At 27.9% G+C, this 18,471-nt stretch carries 14 protein-coding genes and 3 pseudogenes; 11 read left to right on the top strand and 6 right to left on the bottom strand.

Annotation, left to right across the window (positions count from 1 at the left end; translation table 11 throughout):
- Positions 1 to 153 precede the first annotated feature (153 nt).
- Positions 154 to 354 carry a hypothetical protein gene (locus ACVBFA_RS10695; protein WP_447158841.1) on the bottom strand — a complete coding sequence of 67 codons (201 nt, stop codon included), beginning with the start codon at positions 352 to 354 and terminating at the stop codon, positions 154 to 156.
- Between the two features lie 132 nt (positions 355 to 486).
- Positions 487 to 1,287 carry an ABC transporter permease gene (locus ACVBFA_RS10690; RefSeq protein ID WP_126122331.1) on the bottom strand — a complete coding sequence of 267 codons (801 nt, stop codon included), beginning with the start codon at positions 1,285 to 1,287 and terminating at the stop codon, positions 487 to 489.
- Positions 1,288 to 2,852: 1,565 nt separating this feature from the next.
- Between ACVBFA_RS10690 and ACVBFA_RS10685 the strand changes: the two genes are divergently transcribed.
- Together ACVBFA_RS10685 and ACVBFA_RS10680 are read left to right on the top strand one after the other, a co-directional pair.
- Positions 2,853 to 3,695: a replication/maintenance protein RepL gene (locus ACVBFA_RS10685; protein WP_447158840.1), complete on the top strand. Its 843-nt coding sequence runs from the start codon at positions 2,853 to 2,855 to the stop codon at positions 3,693 to 3,695.
- A gap of 115 nt (positions 3,696 to 3,810) precedes the next feature.
- Positions 3,811 to 4,278: pseudogene (locus ACVBFA_RS10680) on the top strand (M50 family metallopeptidase); the annotation flags it as partial.
- 250 nt (positions 4,279 to 4,528) lie between these two features.
- Here the strand turns inward: ACVBFA_RS10680 and pepG1 are convergent.
- On the bottom strand, positions 4,529 to 4,678 hold the full coding sequence (gene pepG1, locus ACVBFA_RS10675; protein ID WP_221843843.1) for a type I toxin-antitoxin system toxin PepG1: 150 nt from the start codon (positions 4,676 to 4,678) through the stop codon (positions 4,529 to 4,531).
- 137 nt (positions 4,679 to 4,815) lie between these two features.
- Positions 4,816 to 5,823: a hypothetical protein gene (locus ACVBFA_RS10670; RefSeq protein ID WP_447158839.1), complete on the bottom strand. Its 1,008-nt coding sequence runs from the start codon at positions 5,821 to 5,823 to the stop codon at positions 4,816 to 4,818.
- Positions 5,824 to 6,772: 949 nt separating this feature from the next.
- Here ACVBFA_RS10670 and ACVBFA_RS10665 point away from each other — a divergent pair.
- Positions 6,773 to 7,579, top strand: a complete 807-nt coding sequence (locus ACVBFA_RS10665; protein ID WP_115358589.1) for a ParA family protein — start codon at positions 6,773 to 6,775, stop codon at positions 7,577 to 7,579.
- Between the two features lie 127 nt (positions 7,580 to 7,706).
- Complete coding sequence (locus ACVBFA_RS10660) at positions 7,707 to 7,943, top strand: CopG family transcriptional regulator (protein ID WP_126122325.1); 237 nt, start codon at positions 7,707 to 7,709, stop codon at positions 7,941 to 7,943.
- Between the two features lie 1,994 nt (positions 7,944 to 9,937).
- Here the strand turns inward: ACVBFA_RS10660 and ACVBFA_RS10655 are convergent.
- Positions 9,938 to 10,138, bottom strand: a complete 201-nt coding sequence (locus tag ACVBFA_RS10655) for a cold-shock protein (protein WP_126122324.1) — start codon at positions 10,136 to 10,138, stop codon at positions 9,938 to 9,940.
- A 959-nt stretch (positions 10,139 to 11,097) separates the two neighbouring features.
- Positions 11,098 to 12,075: a replication initiator protein A gene (locus tag ACVBFA_RS10650; protein ID WP_126123610.1), complete on the bottom strand. Its 978-nt coding sequence runs from the start codon at positions 12,073 to 12,075 to the stop codon at positions 11,098 to 11,100.
- A 755-nt stretch (positions 12,076 to 12,830) separates the two neighbouring features.
- Between ACVBFA_RS10650 and ACVBFA_RS10645 the strand changes: the two are divergent.
- The 7 genes and pseudogenes from ACVBFA_RS10645 to ACVBFA_RS10615 form a co-directional block, all read left to right on the top strand.
- Positions 12,831 to 13,259: pseudogene (locus ACVBFA_RS10645) on the top strand (ParA family protein); the annotation flags it as partial.
- Positions 13,260 to 13,596: 337 nt separating this feature from the next.
- Positions 13,597 to 13,854, top strand: coding sequence for a hypothetical protein (locus tag ACVBFA_RS10640; protein ID WP_126122323.1), 258 nt, complete (start codon positions 13,597 to 13,599; stop codon positions 13,852 to 13,854).
- Positions 13,855 to 14,234: 380 nt separating this feature from the next.
- Complete coding sequence (locus ACVBFA_RS10635; RefSeq protein WP_198667783.1) at positions 14,235 to 14,483, top strand: AbrB/MazE/SpoVT family DNA-binding domain-containing protein; 249 nt, start codon at positions 14,235 to 14,237, stop codon at positions 14,481 to 14,483.
- Positions 14,484 to 14,500: 17 nt separating this feature from the next.
- Entirely contained in the window at positions 14,501 to 14,809 is a 309-nt protein-coding gene (locus ACVBFA_RS10630) for a type II toxin-antitoxin system PemK/MazF family toxin (RefSeq protein ID WP_447158838.1), read from the top strand.
- A gap of 859 nt (positions 14,810 to 15,668) precedes the next feature.
- Positions 15,669 to 15,851: a hypothetical protein gene (locus ACVBFA_RS10625; RefSeq protein WP_046133282.1), complete on the top strand. Its 183-nt coding sequence runs from the start codon at positions 15,669 to 15,671 to the stop codon at positions 15,849 to 15,851.
- A gap of 2,032 nt (positions 15,852 to 17,883) precedes the next feature.
- Positions 17,884 to 17,976: a type I toxin-antitoxin system Fst family toxin gene (locus tag ACVBFA_RS10620; protein ID WP_126122322.1), complete on the top strand. Its 93-nt coding sequence runs from the start codon at positions 17,884 to 17,886 to the stop codon at positions 17,974 to 17,976.
- 245 nt (positions 17,977 to 18,221) lie between these two features.
- Positions 18,222 to 18,442: pseudogene (locus tag ACVBFA_RS10615) on the top strand (IS6 family transposase); the annotation flags it as partial.
- Positions 18,443 to 18,471: the final 29 nt, after the last annotated feature.

Below are 18,471 nucleotides of genomic sequence, written 5' to 3'. Positions count from 1 at the left end.
ACAAAAAAGAAATCATTACCTCATTCTATGTTAAGAAAGAGGTAATGATTTTTCAAAATTAAACGAGTGTTGTCACTAGTTATCTTTTAGGACTAAGATTATTGTAAATGAATTAGATATAAACATCAAGGCTAGGAATCATTCAATTCTTTATCAAACACTGTTGGGATTGTTAAAACCTTTTTGAAAACCTTCTATAATAGCATCTATGTGGATGATTCCATCTGTAATAACCACAGCTACTAATATAATAAAAAGACCTAAAAACCACTCTTTTACTGTCAAAGGTGATTTTCTTTTATAGAAGTATAATCCAAGTAATGCACCAACTATAGTAGCTACAATTAAATGCATCTACTCATCTCCTTTATGATTTTTCTTTTCCTTATTTTTACCTAAAAGGCTTGTTACGATAGCACTTATAAAATAACCGATGATTGATAATAATTCAGTCAATGATAAACCTCCTTTGAGTCCTTGTATAAATCAAACATAATCCGCAAAATGATCACGGTATTTCACATGTAAAACAGAACCAATAATAAAAGTAATTATTAAAAACAACACATTATATACAACTAACTGCCAATGCGTTATGAAGAACCATTGATGATACAAAATAGCCGATCGATACCCCTCAACGATGAAATATATAGGATTTAATTTAATGACATTTAAAACAACAGGATTCGTCGGCAAATATAAAATTGAAGACACGAAGAATACCATTCTCATTCCAGATTGAATAATCATTTGTATATCTTGAATAATAGCACCTAACGTAGATGTTAATAATACGATTGCCATAGTTAATAATAACGTATAAGGTACAATTAAAATTAATTGTACTGTATAAATAGATGGTGCAAAGCCACCTACCCAACATATGGTTGTAACAATAATTAGTAAAATGATATGACTATAAAATTTACTCACAACCAAATAACTTGGCAATATTGATAACGGAAAATTCATTTTCGCCACTTGTTTATATTTCGAAGTAATGGATTTAGTCCCTTCTAAAATTCCCTGATTAATAAAAAACCACATGCTAATACCTACAATTAACCAAAAAATAAAAGGTGTACCTTCAATGCTTCTATTGCTTCTAAAACCTAAACCAAATATAAACCAATACATGAGTATTTGTATAAATGGGTTAAGTACTTCCCAAATAATGCCCAAATAGTTATTTTTATTTGAGATTTTCATTTGAAATTCTGCGAGCCTCTTAATTAGATAAATATTAGAAATATGTTCTCGAATGATAAACCAAGGCGCTTTCATAACTGCTCACCCTTCTATACTTAACTACTAGTTAGGCATTATACAAAAAAGCGCTATAAAATTAAAACAAACATGATTTATTTCCATGGTACAATGAAAATTAAATTCATAAAAAATCAGTGATGAGCAGGACAAACTCATTAAAATTTGGATAATATATCTTAAGCAAAGAAAGAAAAACTTATTTCATGATTTAACGTTTGAAGTTATTACAGATATTATTAGTAGATTGGTTGTTTGAGCTATTTATTTTTTATTCGTATCTTTAAAAACATTTTTGAATAACATTATTTTAATGTTTGAGGAGGAATTTCATTGCTATTCAAAGAAACAGAACACTATGAAAAATATTATAGAATAGGCAATATTGTAATGGGCATAGCTTTTATTTGTATAGTTACTTATTCTCTAATGAAAAGTACACCGTTAACCAACCTTTCTTTTTTAAAACACATATACTTTGCAAGTGAGATTTTATTAATAATAGGATTATTGATTAATAGCGTCCCAGATTGTAAAACGAAGAACACAAAAAATATATGTTTTGATCTTGTTCTCATCGCTTTTGTTATTTTATTTTTTATTTTGATTTGATGAACTGTCGGTAAAAAATTAAAGCAAAACTTTTTTAATGAAAGAGTTAAAACATCTAAAAGTAATTTTTAACAAAGGAGCGCTTGGTTTGAAAGTCGTTGTTGTTTATATATGTGTTTTTACTTTATTTTTTATTTTGGGGTACGCGGTTAATTTAATATTTTTTGAAGGAAAGAACATCTATCTAATCTTGGAATCATCTTTTATTTTAACATTGATAACGACGCCAATTTTAAAGGTTTTAAAAGATATGAAAAATAAAGATTAAGGAAATTATTGATAAGATAAAAGACGTGAAGTTTAATTAACCTAATAATAAATATGTTGCTATACAAGAATCAGATATTCAACACGAAGAACATGTTATATATTATAAAAACTAAAATCTAAGGGTAAATTAAAGAAAGAGAGCACTTTTAGCAATTCTATATATGTGTGAAAACCTCGCAATTTCACATTCTCAACATCTTTCACGATGGCTTCTAAGTGGTTGCTTGCCAACCACCCTTTTATGTTTTCTTTTACGAGACACTTAAAATCTAATCGTGTTAAATTGCAACCTATTATAGAAAAAATTATCATAACACATAAAAAAACCTCTAGATACGTCAACGTATAAGAGGTCATGTTCCAACACATTATATAAATGTTTTGAATTCTATAACATGAGTGCTAAAATATAATTAAAATAAACAGAACGAAAAAGAACACCTAGTATTATAGATTGCGACCAACAATCTATAATCGCTAGACCGATACCCAACTATCGGCAAGCATTTTAAGGTGTCCTCTCTCTTATTAATCTGTTACCCTTATATTACTAAATGAATCACATTTTAGCAATATAAAAGGTTCAAATTAAAATAGAATTGAAGGACATCAACAATTGATGATACCATCAAAAAAGAGTGTAAGCCGTTACAAGATTTATCGGCTTACGCTCTTTTTTGTTCTCCAAAGGAGAAGATATTATGACACATCAATTGATCAATCTAGAAGAATATACGACTTTCGAATCTATCCAAGCGATGGATAACACAGTCAGACAATATAACACTAAAATCAGTAAAACGCATTTCGAAACACTTAATCTACTCAAACAATATAGTTGTAAAGTCATCGGTGTTTCTCATATCAAAATCAAAACTATGGCTAATCAACTTAAAAAATCAGTCGCTACAGTTAAGCGTCATATTAAGTATTTAAAAGATAATGGTTTCATCACGATTATCAATACGTTTCGTATGAAACAAGGGGGCAAAGGGGCGAATACTTACGCAATTAACCCTATCGACGTATACCAAAAAATTCAAAATGAGCTATCGCAAATGAGCCATCGTAAGAACGCTAAAAAACGTAATCAAAGCCAGTCACAGCAAGCGATGGCATTCGTCAAAGCAAAAAAAGAAACTATATCCTTTATAAAACTATTAAGTTCTTTTGTAAGTAACAAATTTATTCACAAACAAATCAAATTAAAAAGAACTGAAAACATTAAAAACTTTAGAGCTTGCCCTAAAGATGTCCCTCTGGATGTTTATAAATCATACAAGGCTTTCTTTAGTGATGCTCAAATTAAATATATTTACACTGCAATTACGAAACAAACAACGAAATATGCCAATATTAACGACGCTGACCATACAGACATTGTAGATAACACATTCAATTCACTTGTTAAAGCATTAAGAAAATACCACAGAGGCGAAGGTAAAAACATTAAAAATATTTTTGCTTATGCGACAGGCACAGCTAAAAAACTCACATTTAGACAAGCAAGCATGAACGCTTGGGCAAACGTTGGTATTATTTAGTAAACCGGTGGTTTCCATGGTATTTCATCGTTTACGTCATGTTGCGATACTTAAAACGATAAGTATATACATCAGTTTCTTTCCTGTCCTTGTACATGAATGAGGGCATGCATTTGCTGCACAAATTTCAGGTGGCTATGTAACAGATATTCGAATGATTATGACATCTAGGCAACAAAATGCGACAGGTAAGCAAGGCTATGCTGAAACAATAGCTAAACATAAAATAAGTTTTATGATTATTGTCTTTGCTGGTTATATTGCTGCATCACTTATGTTTTATCTCGATTTCTACTTCGTCCAACATCAATTGTCTTTCGTCGATGTCGGTATATGCTTGTTCTTTGTGATTTTTCACTTCACACATACGAAACAAAAGTGGATTCCGTTAATATTGCTCATAGGTCTTATTTACATTAGCTATGCGATATTTGTTAAAACAAGTCCATTTGTATTAAACAGTATTCATTGGGCTTATAGTGTGTTTTTAGGTTTGTTACTCGGTGAAACTATACAAAGTACGATTATAACCACTCAAATGACATTTAGTCGATCAAAACAAGGCTGGGACGAATCCAGTTAACACACATCCCTCAACATCTGTGATGGCTCGTCATAAGTCTGTTCATCGTGTTTCATGTATTTCACAATTATATTTTGTTATAAACAGTCCAATCTAAGATAAAAACTGATGAATTTACAAATAAGATAGAACAGGATATACTATAATTGAAATAAGAAAAGTACAAGTGCTACCAACACTTGTACCCTGTAAACCCATTAAAAAGACGGTGCCTTTTCAGAAAATGTTTAATAACCATTCTTCCTACTCGTCAAAAGTTGGGATGGTTATTTTTTTGGCTTAATTTAATAAGCACGATGATAAGACCAATCAACGCAATAAGAAAAATTCCAAATTGCAAAATGGTACTTATATCAATCAAAAGGCGTCTCCTTTCTAAAGATTTAATTGATACAGCCATAGGCATCACGCTCCTCATACTCAGATTAGCCACCATCATTCCAAATTGCTTACAAAATTAATCATATATAATACCAAATTTAATATAAAGCTCAAGATTACTAACGCACTCATATACGTTCGATTTTTGAGATTACTCTAAACTGCCTGTTGACGCTTATAGTCATATAACTGATGCCATTTGATAAATTCCTTAAATGCTTTAGTTTTCATGAGAAAGTCATCACTATGAGCTTGCCACTTGTTCGGTGGTGCTACAATACATTTTTTTTTGATATACCATTGGGGGAGCCAACGATACCAACTGTGTTGTACTTGATAAGATAAGTTCTCAATCATTGTCAGTGTATCTAGTATTGCTTCTAGCGTATGAGTATATTGCTTAAAATCTTTGAGCTCTTTGATGTCATCATCATCGACAAAAAGATTCCCCAAATCATGGTTATAATAACTGTCAGAATGAATCAATGTTACTTTATAACAATCTTTGTTATCTTCATCCTTTTCAGATTTTTTATGTAAAATTTGAGATTGATCAACTATATCTCGAATTTGTTGTTCTAACTGTTGATATGCTTGATAATAAGCTACTTTTTCAGAATTAAGACGATATTGCTGAACATGTGCTGCTCGAATATGTGTCACACCACCCAACTTAGCTGCAAAAAACCGATGTCGTCCTCCGCCTATGCCACCTTCATGCATATATTGAACGGACTTTCGATCCTCTGTTTCAAGAGAACTGAAATATAGTTTTCCAATAGTATCTGTTTGATATGTCTTATTCCATTCCTCCCATCCTAATTCATAAAGCCAACTGAAACATGCTCTCAATCTTTTGGGAATCAAATTTATTGATTGACTGTGAAAATCATCACATAGAGCATATCGTGCTAAATCTAGCCATTCATGACCAATATTGCCAAATAATCCACTGCCAATGATTTGAGATGTTGGAATAATCATGTCCTTACATTCTCCTAAGTCATCAAATACATTTCTAGGCAATGGATATGCTTTGATCTTTTGTACCTCAATGGATTGAATATGTTGGTTTGAAACACCTAAATCTTTTAAAAATTGCTTCACATCTTGAGAGGGATAATGTTCATCAAAATAGGTTTTTAATGCTTCGTCGTTCATCATTATTCTCTCCCCTAACACATAATTAAATTTATAAAAAAACGTTATCTAGCTTGGTGTACTAGATAACGTCAGAGCTCAAAAGTTAGTAGACTGAGGTTTCAACTTTTGTGTTGAAACAATAAAATATACAAGAGCTACTAAAAATTATATAAGATTGATTGTGTCTATGCAATCGTTGATATATCTAGCTTGATTTTATACTTTCAGAATCAAAAAATGCTATCTAGTTTTAATAACTAGATAGCATAGGGGAATTAAAAGAATGTATATTGAGTAGCGATGCCCAATTAACATCTTTAATCATATATATAACACATGAATTAAAGCAAATGGAGAACGGCTAGCATAAGCATGTCTTTAATATACTGATTTTTATTCCTCCATATCAGTATATTATAACACATGTATATGCAGAGATTTTTTATTAAAAGTCAGTAGAAATAGTAGAAAACGTAACTCTACCTATTAATAATACTGAAAGGAGTTCGTTGGATTGTTATCTGAGTTCTATTAAAAGGAGTGAAAATGTTCTTCATTAGCCTAATTTCAACATAACATATATTTATAAGTTTGACCATGTCAATTGAGAGTAAAAAGAAAAGGTAGAATCGTTGACGCTACCTTTTCTTTTACAAGAAAGATTTAACAATCTTAAAATTGCTACAATTTTAAGTTCTGATAATAATAGAATAACGATTCCCCTTACTATCTACTTTTATAATACCACAAAAGAACAATTGTAATCGTTTTATCACCATGTTCTTGAGTAACTAGTTCCATAGTTGCTATTTATTGTATAATATGCTGATGTTTATGCGTATGTGTATGTTTAAGCATATGTGCATTAATATACTTATTTTAGTGTGTATATAGATAATGATATATATGTGTATATTAATGTTGATAGATATGTGTATTTTTGTTATAGTTTAGTTGGAGGTGGAAACAAATGGAAATTATTACTTTTGCTGCTATAAAAGGTGGCGTTGGTAAAACAACATTATCATATAATTTTGCTGAATATTTAGCTTCTATCAACAAAAAGGTACTTCTTATTGATATGGATCATCAATGTAATTTATCTCAGATATTAAATGTATATGAACAAAAAAACACAGTATTATCAGTTTTTAATAAAATAGAAGCACTGGGAATAAATGAGGAAGTTAAAATACATGAAATTAAAGAAAATATTGATTTGATAAGTGGATTCCTACGCTTAGATGAGTATGAAAAAATTATGAGTACAACAGATGGAAAAGATATGCAATTATATATGTGGTTAGATGATAATTATGAGAAATACAATATTGAAAAATATGATTATATTATCATAGATACACACCCTGATTTTAGTACATCAACAAGAAATGCAATAGTTGTCAGTCATAAAGTTATATCGCCTAATAAACCTAGTGGATTTAGTGATGATTCTAATTCAAACATTGAATATAGAATTAATAAATTAAAGAATGACCTTATCGATTTTAAAACGAGAGAAAGTTATGTTACAGCAAATTTATATTATGTTGGAAATATGGTAAAACATAACACAAAATCGTCTAATGAGTTTATTAATGAAATGAATAAAAAGAGTGAATATATAACATATTTCCCCGATAAAGAATTGATTACAAAGAGTGTTTTGGATAAAACTCCTATTGTTGAATTTTCTAAAGATAAAAAAATATTTCAAAAAAATAAAACATTTTTTGAAAATTTTAAAGACAGCTGTGAGGTAATGAGAAATATATAGTTTTTGATTTTATAACAATCACATACACACTTTAATACACACGAAGATGTGCATTTTTATGTGTAGTATTATCACTATACTAGTAAGTAAAATAATCATGACTAACATATATTGTAGGAGGTTAATTATGGCATTTAATAAAGATAAGAAAGCAAAAGATATGAATAGCGCACTAGAAGAGGCGAAATCGCCAGATTTAAATAATAACAAGTTAAGTATATTAAAAAAGAATACTAAAGAAAAAAAAGCTCGATATCAATTTACCTTAGAACCATCAGTAAGAAAAAAAATTGCAACGTTAGCGAATGAAAATGGTTATTCATCATCTTCAGAATTTTTAAATGAACTAATAAAGAGCATATAAAAAAGCCGTAGCGAATCTTGGCAGACACTACGACTTTGGAGAATTTATAAAAAACATCTCTCTATATTTTATTTTATAAATGCTTATTAATCAATAGGAGCCGTTTATAATGGATCAAGATAGAGAAAATGTTCGGCGTGAAAATTATATCGAACGGATTAACTGAAAGAAATCAGTTATTCAATGAAGATATTAGGAAAACAAATAATATCAATTAACTATATATATATTTATAATGTAAACAGAAAGGATTGTTTGCTATGACACACTATATTGTGGAAAAGCAAAGTGGTCATGTTATTGTCCAAGGAAAAAATTAAATGAATTAATTGAACATGTATATTTAAATCAAATACATGATATTGAACAAACTTTTTCGACAATAACGAAGGCATAAAAGAATTATTATCAGTATATGAATCAGTTATCTAGTATTTACAATGTTGCAAGTGAATATGCAAAAGCTATAGAAACAGCACCTTGTTGTTTGGAAACCATATTTAGAAGTATATAACCAGGAAGAATTTATAGAACGTAAAGAGTTTATTAATATTAAAATTGATGTAGAGGAAAGAGAAATATTGATAATAAATAATACACTTAATGTTTTATTTGATAAGGTGAATAAAGTAGAAACTATTTCTTTAATGTAATAACAATGAAAGTGTAACAAAAACACTCGTTTTATGTACAAGTCATTTATCTATGGTTCATCATTTGAATTTTTAATATATGAACAATACTATTAATCATTATTGTTTGATTTAATTTTAGAGTATTTATATTCATTTATAAATTTTTCTATATAAATTGAGAACTGATTCAGGTTGGAAAACAAATATAAAAATGTCTGTTTGAGTCCAGAAACTTATGAAAAGTTAAAGAAAATCAAGTTTTTTCCTGATGAAAATTTCATTGAAATTACTACAGAAGCAGTAGAAGTGTATTACACAAAGTTGAAATTAGAAGGTAAATTAACGAAAGGATGCTTTGATGAATGAATTTATAGATAGCTTTTTTCATATATATGTATGAAAACCTCGCAATCAGACAATCAAGCATAAACGGTTGGGCACGTGTTGGTATTATCTAATTAACCGGTTGTGTTCGTGATGTTTTATCGCCTACGTCATGTTGAGATATTTAAAACGATAAGTATGTGTCATTTTCTTTCCTGTCCTTGTACATGAATGAGGCCATACATTTGCTGCACAAATTTCAGATGGCTATGTATCAGATATTCCAATGATTATGACAGCTAGGCAAAAAATGCGACAGGTAAGCAAAGTTATGCTGAAACAATAAAATATAAAAATAAGATCCAGTATACAAAGCTTACAAAGCCTATTAAATTTATCAATATAAAACAAAAGTTGCTATCTAGTTTTAGTAACTAGATAGCATAAGCGGAATTAAAAGAATGTATATTGAGTTACAATGCTCTAATTAATATATGAAAACCCATGAATCAAAGCAAATGGAAAACGGTTAGCATAAAGCATATCTTTAATATACTGATTTTGTTCTATTATACCACGTCTATGCAGAGAATTTTTTTCTTATCAGTCCATAGGAAAAGATAGAATCTTTGACTCTACCTTTTTGTTTACAAGACAGATTTAACAATCTTAAAAATAGAATAAGGATTTGCCTACTACCTACCTTTACAATAACACAAATGAACAATTTTAATCATAAATTAAAAAAAAGACGGAATAAATCCGTCTTTTTCAATAAGTGTAATTTGTGCAATGAAAATTGAGACATCATACAAATAAATGTAGGATTATTTCAATATAAGGTTATACTTTATATATTGTATATTATCAAAAATTATAGGTTTTAAAAAGAGTTTGAGTTTTTTTAAACATGTGTTATATTTAAAGTAATTTTTGAAATATATTTAACGTTTTACTTTTTTTCAAATTAAGGTGTTAACGAGCTAACAAGAATAAAGGCACTTAACCTTTTGAGGTTAAGTGCCTTTATTTTTGTTACATTACTACAACGTTTGTCGCTTGTTCACCACGTTGACTTTCAACGATATCGAAATTAACATTTTGACCTTCTTCTAAAGATTTATAGCCTTCTCCAGCAATCCCAGAGTAATGAACGAAAACGTCATTACCATTATCTCTTTCGATGAAGCCAAAACCTTTGTCTGCGTTAAACCATTTTACTGTACCGTTATTCATATAGAATACCTCCACGTGCTTTTGCACATAATATTTGTAACAAATTCATAACTAAAAAAGAGGATATTCGAATAAATACACTACAATTTAATTCACGATCTTTGATTACGTTAGATTAACTATACGCTTAATTATGTTATAAGTACAGAACTATTTTGAATTTGTGTTAATTTTAATAGTAATTCATATACATGTTTGGTTTATATTTATGTTTTAAGAGCCAATATAAGTTTTTAATGTGAAACTATATGATTTACTCTCAAATCTTTAAAATGTTTATCAAGATTCAAAATAAGTAAAAAACTACCAACTAAAAAATAGCTAGTAGCTTTTTATTCTCATTTTCGTGAAGTATTATATGAAAAAGAAAATAGGACCTAAATATTATGATAACAGACATGGGTTAAAAATTAACCTTTAAAAAGACAATATTTTTGATAATTTTTACGATTGGTTATTAGTAAATATATTGCATTGGCAACAGCTAATAAGTTTCAAATAACTGATAAATAGGAATAAAGAATAAAAAAATATTAAATATATATATGACACACGATAAAATTTATCAAATTAATCAAATTGCATATTACTATTCCTCTATAAATAACATGATTGATTTAAATTATACTTCTTTCCCTACTGTTTATTGAAATATTTTTCAATACCAAACAAAATTGTCCACCTTTCTAAAATCAAAATTTATTTTTATAAATCTTAGATGTCTTAACGAATAAGTAAGTCACGTTTAAAATAATCAAAATATTATAAGAAATAATAATGCAATGATTCTACTATTTGTTTTTAATCTTTTGTGGTATAAAGACAAATAGTGTTATTAATACTAAAAATGAAAGAAGAAATTAAATTCTCACATACACTAAATGCAATTGAAAAAAGATAAAATAACCTTCATTATACTCCTCCTTTTTAGTTTACTTCTCATAAGAAAATTAAAAAAGCTATTCTCCCCAATCTTCTTTAAGTTTTTCTATGAAAGCTTTACGATCTTTTTCAAATTGCTTATCATTTTCTTTTTTATATTCTTGATTATTTTCTTCTGTGAGCCATTGAGGTGTTTTCTCTCTAGAAAAGCTAGTTACATTTTTATTCACTTTAAATTCCTTTGCTTGTTCTACTGTTTTTATATTGGAATTTTTCCATTCCTGTAAAATTTTCATTAAAAATGGTTTGGAATTCTTAGCGTGTATTGAAGTGTATTCTATGGCATAAGAAATCACATCATTATTAAAATCAGATAAAAGCTTTGATAATTGATTTTTATATTTTGAATTAATATCAATACTGAGTTCATTTTGGATAATTTTTATCCAGTTCCTTTGATTTACGCTACTACTACCACTACTTTGTTTTTTATTCGTAGTAGTATCACTAATATTAGTATCATTAAAATCAGTATTACTAAAATCAGTATCATTAGTGTTCGATTTTCGAACTTCTAGAGGTTCGAAAATCGAATTTCTAGAAGTTTGATTTTCGTATTTCTTGAAATTCGATTTTCGAACTTCATTGTCATGACAGTGTTCTATCGCAGTTTCTTCTTGTTTTTTAATTTTGTAAATATCTTTTTTATTAATTGCAGGATTCATCAAATATAATTTGTTTGGTTTACCTTGCCCACATCTTATTTGCTCTAAGAGATCAGCTTTTATTAACTCATTTTTAATTTTTATTAATTTAGCATTTTGACAATTTAATATGGTTTTAAGTTTTTCATTAGTGTAAATAAAAAATATATCGCCACTTTCATCAAACCAATTATTCTTAATAGATAATTCTAATCTATCTTTTAATAAAGCATAAGCAATTTTTGCGTCATTACTTAATTTCATATATTTATCATTAGTAAAAAACACTTTTGGTAATTGGTAGAATTTCTCTCTATATTGCTGTTTAATATTGAATCTTTGTTCTGACATACTAAAAAACCTCTTTCCGAAATGTAATTGGTAAGAGGCAATAAAACGTTTGCAATTATTTACGTTTATTTAATAGTTTGGGCGCTTGCATTGATATGTAATGCAATATATAATATAAACATAGATATTTATTAAATAAACGTTTTCCGGCGTTTTATTACCTGTTTGAGAGTGATTATTAGCAGTAGTCACTCTCTTTTTGTATATATTTATAATAACATTTTTCATAAATACATTGAATATACTCTGTTTCTTATTTTTATTTTAGCTTAAATGAGATGATTTAAGTTTCCCTCTTAATCTTTTTAAATTCCATTTCTTTTGTGCTTATAGTCCAATGTAATTATATTACAGCATATTTGTATATTAATATACAGTGTATACAAAATGCATAGTAGTAAAGCAAGATGTCGCTTTGTTGCCAAAGGCAATAATTTAAGTGGATTAATTGAGCGTGTATGTTTAAATTAAATATATGATATTAATCAAAGTTTTTAACAGTAACAAAAGTAGAGAAAGATTATTATCAGTATATGAATCAATTATCCAGTATTTACAACGTTGCAAGTGAATATACAAGAGCTATAGAATCAGCATCTTGCTTTAAGAAAAAATATTAGAAGCCTATAAACAGTAACAATTTACACAACCCAAAAAATTTATTAATATTAACATTGATAAGAAAGCGAGAGGGTGTGTCTGAAGAATTATATTTATCAGTAATTATAACAGCAAATCAGTAAAAAGGTGGTGTTGATAAATCTACTATTACTAAAAATCTAACGACTTATTTAGCTATAGATCAAAATAAAAGAGTTTTGAATATTGATGAAGATTATAGCTTATATCTTACAACAAATCTCTATGATTTATATGAAAATCAAGGCAATATTGGTGAGTGGTTTACATTAGATGATGATGGAAGTAAAGATGTTAATTATTATACAATTCATCCAAATATAGATTTAGTTGTCGGAGACCCACATCTCAATGATAAAATTAAAAATTTAACTAATGAAGAAGGAACTACCTTTATATTGATGAAGTGGTTAATCAATCATCTAGAAAAACTTAGTGTATATGATTATCTTTTGATAGATACCCATAATGATTTTGATACTTTTACAAAAAATGCAATTGCTATTAGCGATGTTATATTAGCACCATTAGACTCATCAGATTAAGAAAGAACGATTGCGACTCGTATGAAATATGGATTAAAAAATTAGAAGATTAACTTGTAGAACCAATCTCTAACAAATCATATATTAATGCCGATTTATATACCATCGGTAATAAAATTGCTAGGAATACAGCTAGTCATCGTAAATTTTTAAAAGCTATTCAACGTCGTAGTGATTATCTCACAAGGATACCTCAAAAAGAACTATTTGTTAAAGCATCCAAAGTGATTAAAACAATGGAAAGAATATATAATGTGATTCATATTGACTAGATGGTAATATGATGAAACTAAGTAAAATAACCAAAAAAATATAAATAATTAGGAGATGAATATAAATGACCAATATACCATATACAGAAATCATAGGAATTTTAGCTGGTAATCAAAAAGATGTTAAAGATAAAAAACCAAAATATTCAACAATTAAAATTAATAAGGAAGCAAAAGTTTTATTCGATGAATTAGTACACCAACATCGTACAAAACAAGTGGATTTTATAGAAGAATTATTAGTTGAATGGTGTCGTCATCAAGACAAAGAAATTTATGAACAATACCAAAATAATGAACTACCAGGTCAAAACAAATCATAGGTGGTATTTAGAATGAAAAGACATAATCTGATTGCCCTTATTGATTTAATGTAATGGTTAAATCAAAAGGATGAAAAAGAAGTTGAACGAATTTACATTAATGTATTCAAGAGCAAGAAGATGAGCAAATAGAGATTAGTTATTTTTAAATATATTTCATCACAATACATTGATTTTAGTGAGTTGAAAGACAATTTATTAATAATTAAATCTGAATAAAAGTAAGAAAGATCCTTTTGGTAATGTTTCAGCTGGTAAAGATACAATTCACTATATGTCAGACAACTTTGATTCAGAAGATATGCTATTCTAAATAAAGTAGCACATGTTATAACAATGTAATAACATGTGCTATAAATTTTATATAGGAGTGATAAGTGATGAGTATAATTTCTAAAGTAGTAAGAAATGGTAATAGTCAGGCAATTACGTTAAATAAAACGATTTTACAAGAAGCAGGCTTAAGTATTGGGGATAACTTAAATGTTGAAGTCAAAGATGGAGAAATCAAGTTTACTAAAAATGATAAATCAATCATAGAGGAAATTCATAATTTTTATCTTAATGGAGGATATTATGATGAAGAAGAGATTGATTTTGGTGAACCAGTAGGTCGAGAAATATGGTAAATTAATTTGATGTTATCGTGGTTGATTTAAATCGAACACGAGGGAAAGAAAAGCAAAAATATCACCCATGTGTGATTGTAAGTAATGACTTTGTAAGTCATCGTTCTTCTTTTGTATGGATATTACCTATAACGAATAGAAGCAAACGTTTTCCGTCAGATATACCTGTTAGCAATAAAAATAGTAATGTAACAGGTATTATTGATTCCGTCCCAATTAGGTCAGTAGATATTAAAGCTAGAAACTATAAAAAGATAGATGAGTTAAATGAAGGTATAAGAACGGATGTTATTAATACAATAATCGCTCATTCAGCTATCATTTAATTTGTAAATTTCATGATATTAAATATATAAGCATACTAATTACATTTGTATATTTCAAATAAGGTGTAGATATTTGTCTATACCTTATTTTTTATTTGTGGCTGACGAGCAGCCACAAATAAAATTAAAGTAAAAGTCACTCAGCTAAATGTAGAAGACTTACAACAAGTTATCCATGAGTTTAACGAACATTGTGATTCAGACAAACAAATACATCTTAAAACTTACTTAGTGCCTGAAGATAAAACAACATACTTTGTATCAATGCTTAACGAGATGGGCATTCACCAATTTGAAAGAAATTAAACCTGTATATTATTGGTTATTAACACAACCATTTAGAAAATAACAAAATGAAAGGAGGTGATGCTTGAATCTAATAAGGTGGATGGTTGGGGATAGCACATTATAAGTGAAGGAGGTGTTGCGCCGTGAAAAAGATGAATAAAAAACTCTTAGTAAGTGTGCTCAACTTACTAAGAGAAACAATACATCTTATTATCGAGATAATTGAATAATTATCTCATGGAGGAGCTATTACTCCTCCTTCACTACTAAATTATACCACAGTTACACGAAAACTAAACTTATAGGAGGTGTGATTATGAAGAAAAGATTCTATATGGAAAGTGTTTGATGTTTTAGCTGAAGAAGATAGCGTGGTTATTTATTAAAAAGTACTCAGTTATATAAGATTGAAACAACCAACCATTTTGAAACCCATCAATCATGTAAGGATTTGTGTAATATAGATATTAAGCAAACAGTAATGAATTTTAAAGAATCTAAAGATTTGAAAGCAACGTATAAATAAAAGAGTTGCTTTTTTAATAATAAACTAATTAGGGAGTGATGGATAATGATTAGAATCAATTTATTTGGTGTAGATTATGAGGAGAAAAAGAGGTGTTATGTGAACAATCATTTATCTTTAATAAATGAATATAAAGAAAAGATTCCTTTATTACAAAATATTCCCAATGTATTATTGGTAAGTGAAATGTTCACAGAAGAAAATCATACAGAATTTTATGACTATTAAGGTGGACTAAAAGAATTGAGAAAATCTAATCTTTTTGTTAATGGAGATAGTGTTTTATTTGTTAAATGTAATGTAAAAATTAGTTTTAATATTTATCTTTTGATTGAAATAAGAGAATCTATTATTGAAAAAATGGAAGTTATAAAATGAATAACGATAGCGAAATTTTTATAATTGTTTAATGAAAGAATATATCCCATTGCAGAATCAAACTTTGCTAATACAATTGAATTTTATTAGCAAAATGTTTTTTAATATAGATGAACTTAATTAAAAAATAGTGTTATTAACTGTAATACTAATCAAGAAATTAATAATAAAGTGCAGTTTAAAAATTCAAGTGAATTAGAAATTTAGATCAATCAATCTTGTTTTGATGATTTATTATTATTGTACTTAAATGAATTAACTATTAAAAGTCAAACTCGGTAAATGTTATAAGGAGTCCATATAAAATAAACTTTTTAGTTTCATAACTTATATTTATTTTTGCTATTTTTTTCGTATTATGGATTAATGAATTTTAAAATATTAAATAAGTAAGTTACAAGCAAAACAAATTTTGTAAGTTCATTTAATCAATAATATCATTTTAAATATAAAAAAGATAAAGGTAATGTAATAAAATTTAAAACTTAGCTTCCTCTTTTTTTGTCTTTTTCTTTTGTATATAGACTTAAAAAATCCAAAAATCATGGATTTCAATTTAGAATTTAAAAGATAGTTTTCTAAATTGAAATATATATCTAATACTCCCTATTGCGTCGTATTATCTATATATTAATCTGAAGTTTACTATCATAAAATTTCTAGATTAATACACCTCTATGTTCGTTTATCTCACATATTTGCTACTTTTAATTATCCAAAATTATCGTTACTCTTTCAAATTTTGAATTAATTAAGATTTATTAGACGTAATTATTACAAAAAGCGGAGTCTGTTTTTGGAGTCTAATAAATGAGCATAAGGAAATCCAGTACCACCTTGGGTGGTATTCAGCATAGCTGAAGGATTATCTTACCATTCGCTTTGCTCATTTGATCTTGCATAAATCCTTATAAAAGTCTATATATCAAGGTTTATAGGCTTTTGGATAAGTAATATTAATTTGCGTTATAGCAATTAATATTACAGACTCTTTACAATTCTTACAAGACCACTTTTGAACGTCTATAGACTCCACTTGATGTTGATATGACGGGCTTCATTTTTTTATAGACTACATGTAGTCCAAAATTTGGTAGCTATAGACTACATAGAGTCCGGTTTTTTTGATATTTTTAGTAAAAAAATAAGATCACTTATAAGTGATCTTATTTGAAAAAAAGTGAGATTGATTTGTTAAGTATTTTTACAATGAGTTCTACGTTTTGTTAGCCATTATATCATTCATTGGTGAGTTTATTGTTAGTCTTTTTAGTTTCACTTTATTCCTTTTTTTACTGATAACTTATTAATAAAGTGATTCGTATCATCCATCAGTTCTTCCCATTCTTTTTCAATTGTTAGTCCCCATTTTTTGTTTCATGAGTCATTTTCATTTACCTAAAATTTTTTATATCACATTTTGTTTTCTTTAACTTCTAAATTTATTGTTTTCAGAATGACCATGAGTCGATAGAAAAATAGTATTATTAAATTAATCTTTTGACTAGTCATTTTATCTTTGAGGTTAATAAAAAAAACTAAAAACTGGAACTTAAAAACACTTAAGCATCAATTTTCTACATCTAAGAAATATATTGATTATGTAGTTTATTGTTACATAATAATTAACTATTAAAAAACAAGGCACAAGATATTGATAATTATTGATTTGAAAAAATATGAAAATTTGCTATTTGCTTTCATTCGCTATTGTTCTATATATTTGTTTCATTTGCACTTGTGTAACTTGCATAAATTACCAATGTTATACATAAGATGACTTATCGGGAGTCACCTATTATCGTATATTCGGAGATGATATAATATATAAGTCGCCTATCTCTCAGGCGTCAATTTAGACGCAGAGAGGAGGTGCATTACTTTGCTAATCATTTTCGTTTACATCATAGCACCAGTCATCAGTGGCTGTGCTGTTGCGTATTATGCTTATTGGCTTAGTAAATGCAACAAATAATTAATAGGCGACTTTATAAGCCAACATCGAAAAAATCCCCACACTATTGTAGTAGTGTGGGGATTGGTGCATTCATTGTTAATCATTTTCGTTATTTAGATTATAACACTGGTTAGTAGAGGAATGCAAAGTAAAGAAAGATCTTAGGAATCAATTTCGAATTTTTTTAATAATATTACTTAATTTTTTGGTTCTGTTGCAAAGTTGAATTTATAGTATAATTTTAACAAAAAGGAGTCTTCTGTATGAACTATTTCAGATATAAACAATTTAACAAGGATGTTATCACTGTAGCCGTTGGCTACTATCTAAGATATGCATTGAGTTATCGTGATATATCTGAAATATTAAGGAAACGTTGGGTTCAAAAATATGCCCAATTTTATATCAAATTTGGAAGAAAAAGCATCAAAAAGCTTATTACAAATGGCGTATTGATGAGACGTACATCAAAATAAAAGGAAAATGAAGCTATTTATATCGTGCCATTGATGT

The sequence above is a fragment of the Staphylococcus sp. MSU001 genome (genome assembly GCF_052976705.1).
The sequence above is the reverse complement of the archived record's forward strand: the minus strand, read 5'-3'. Positions and strand labels throughout refer to the sequence as shown.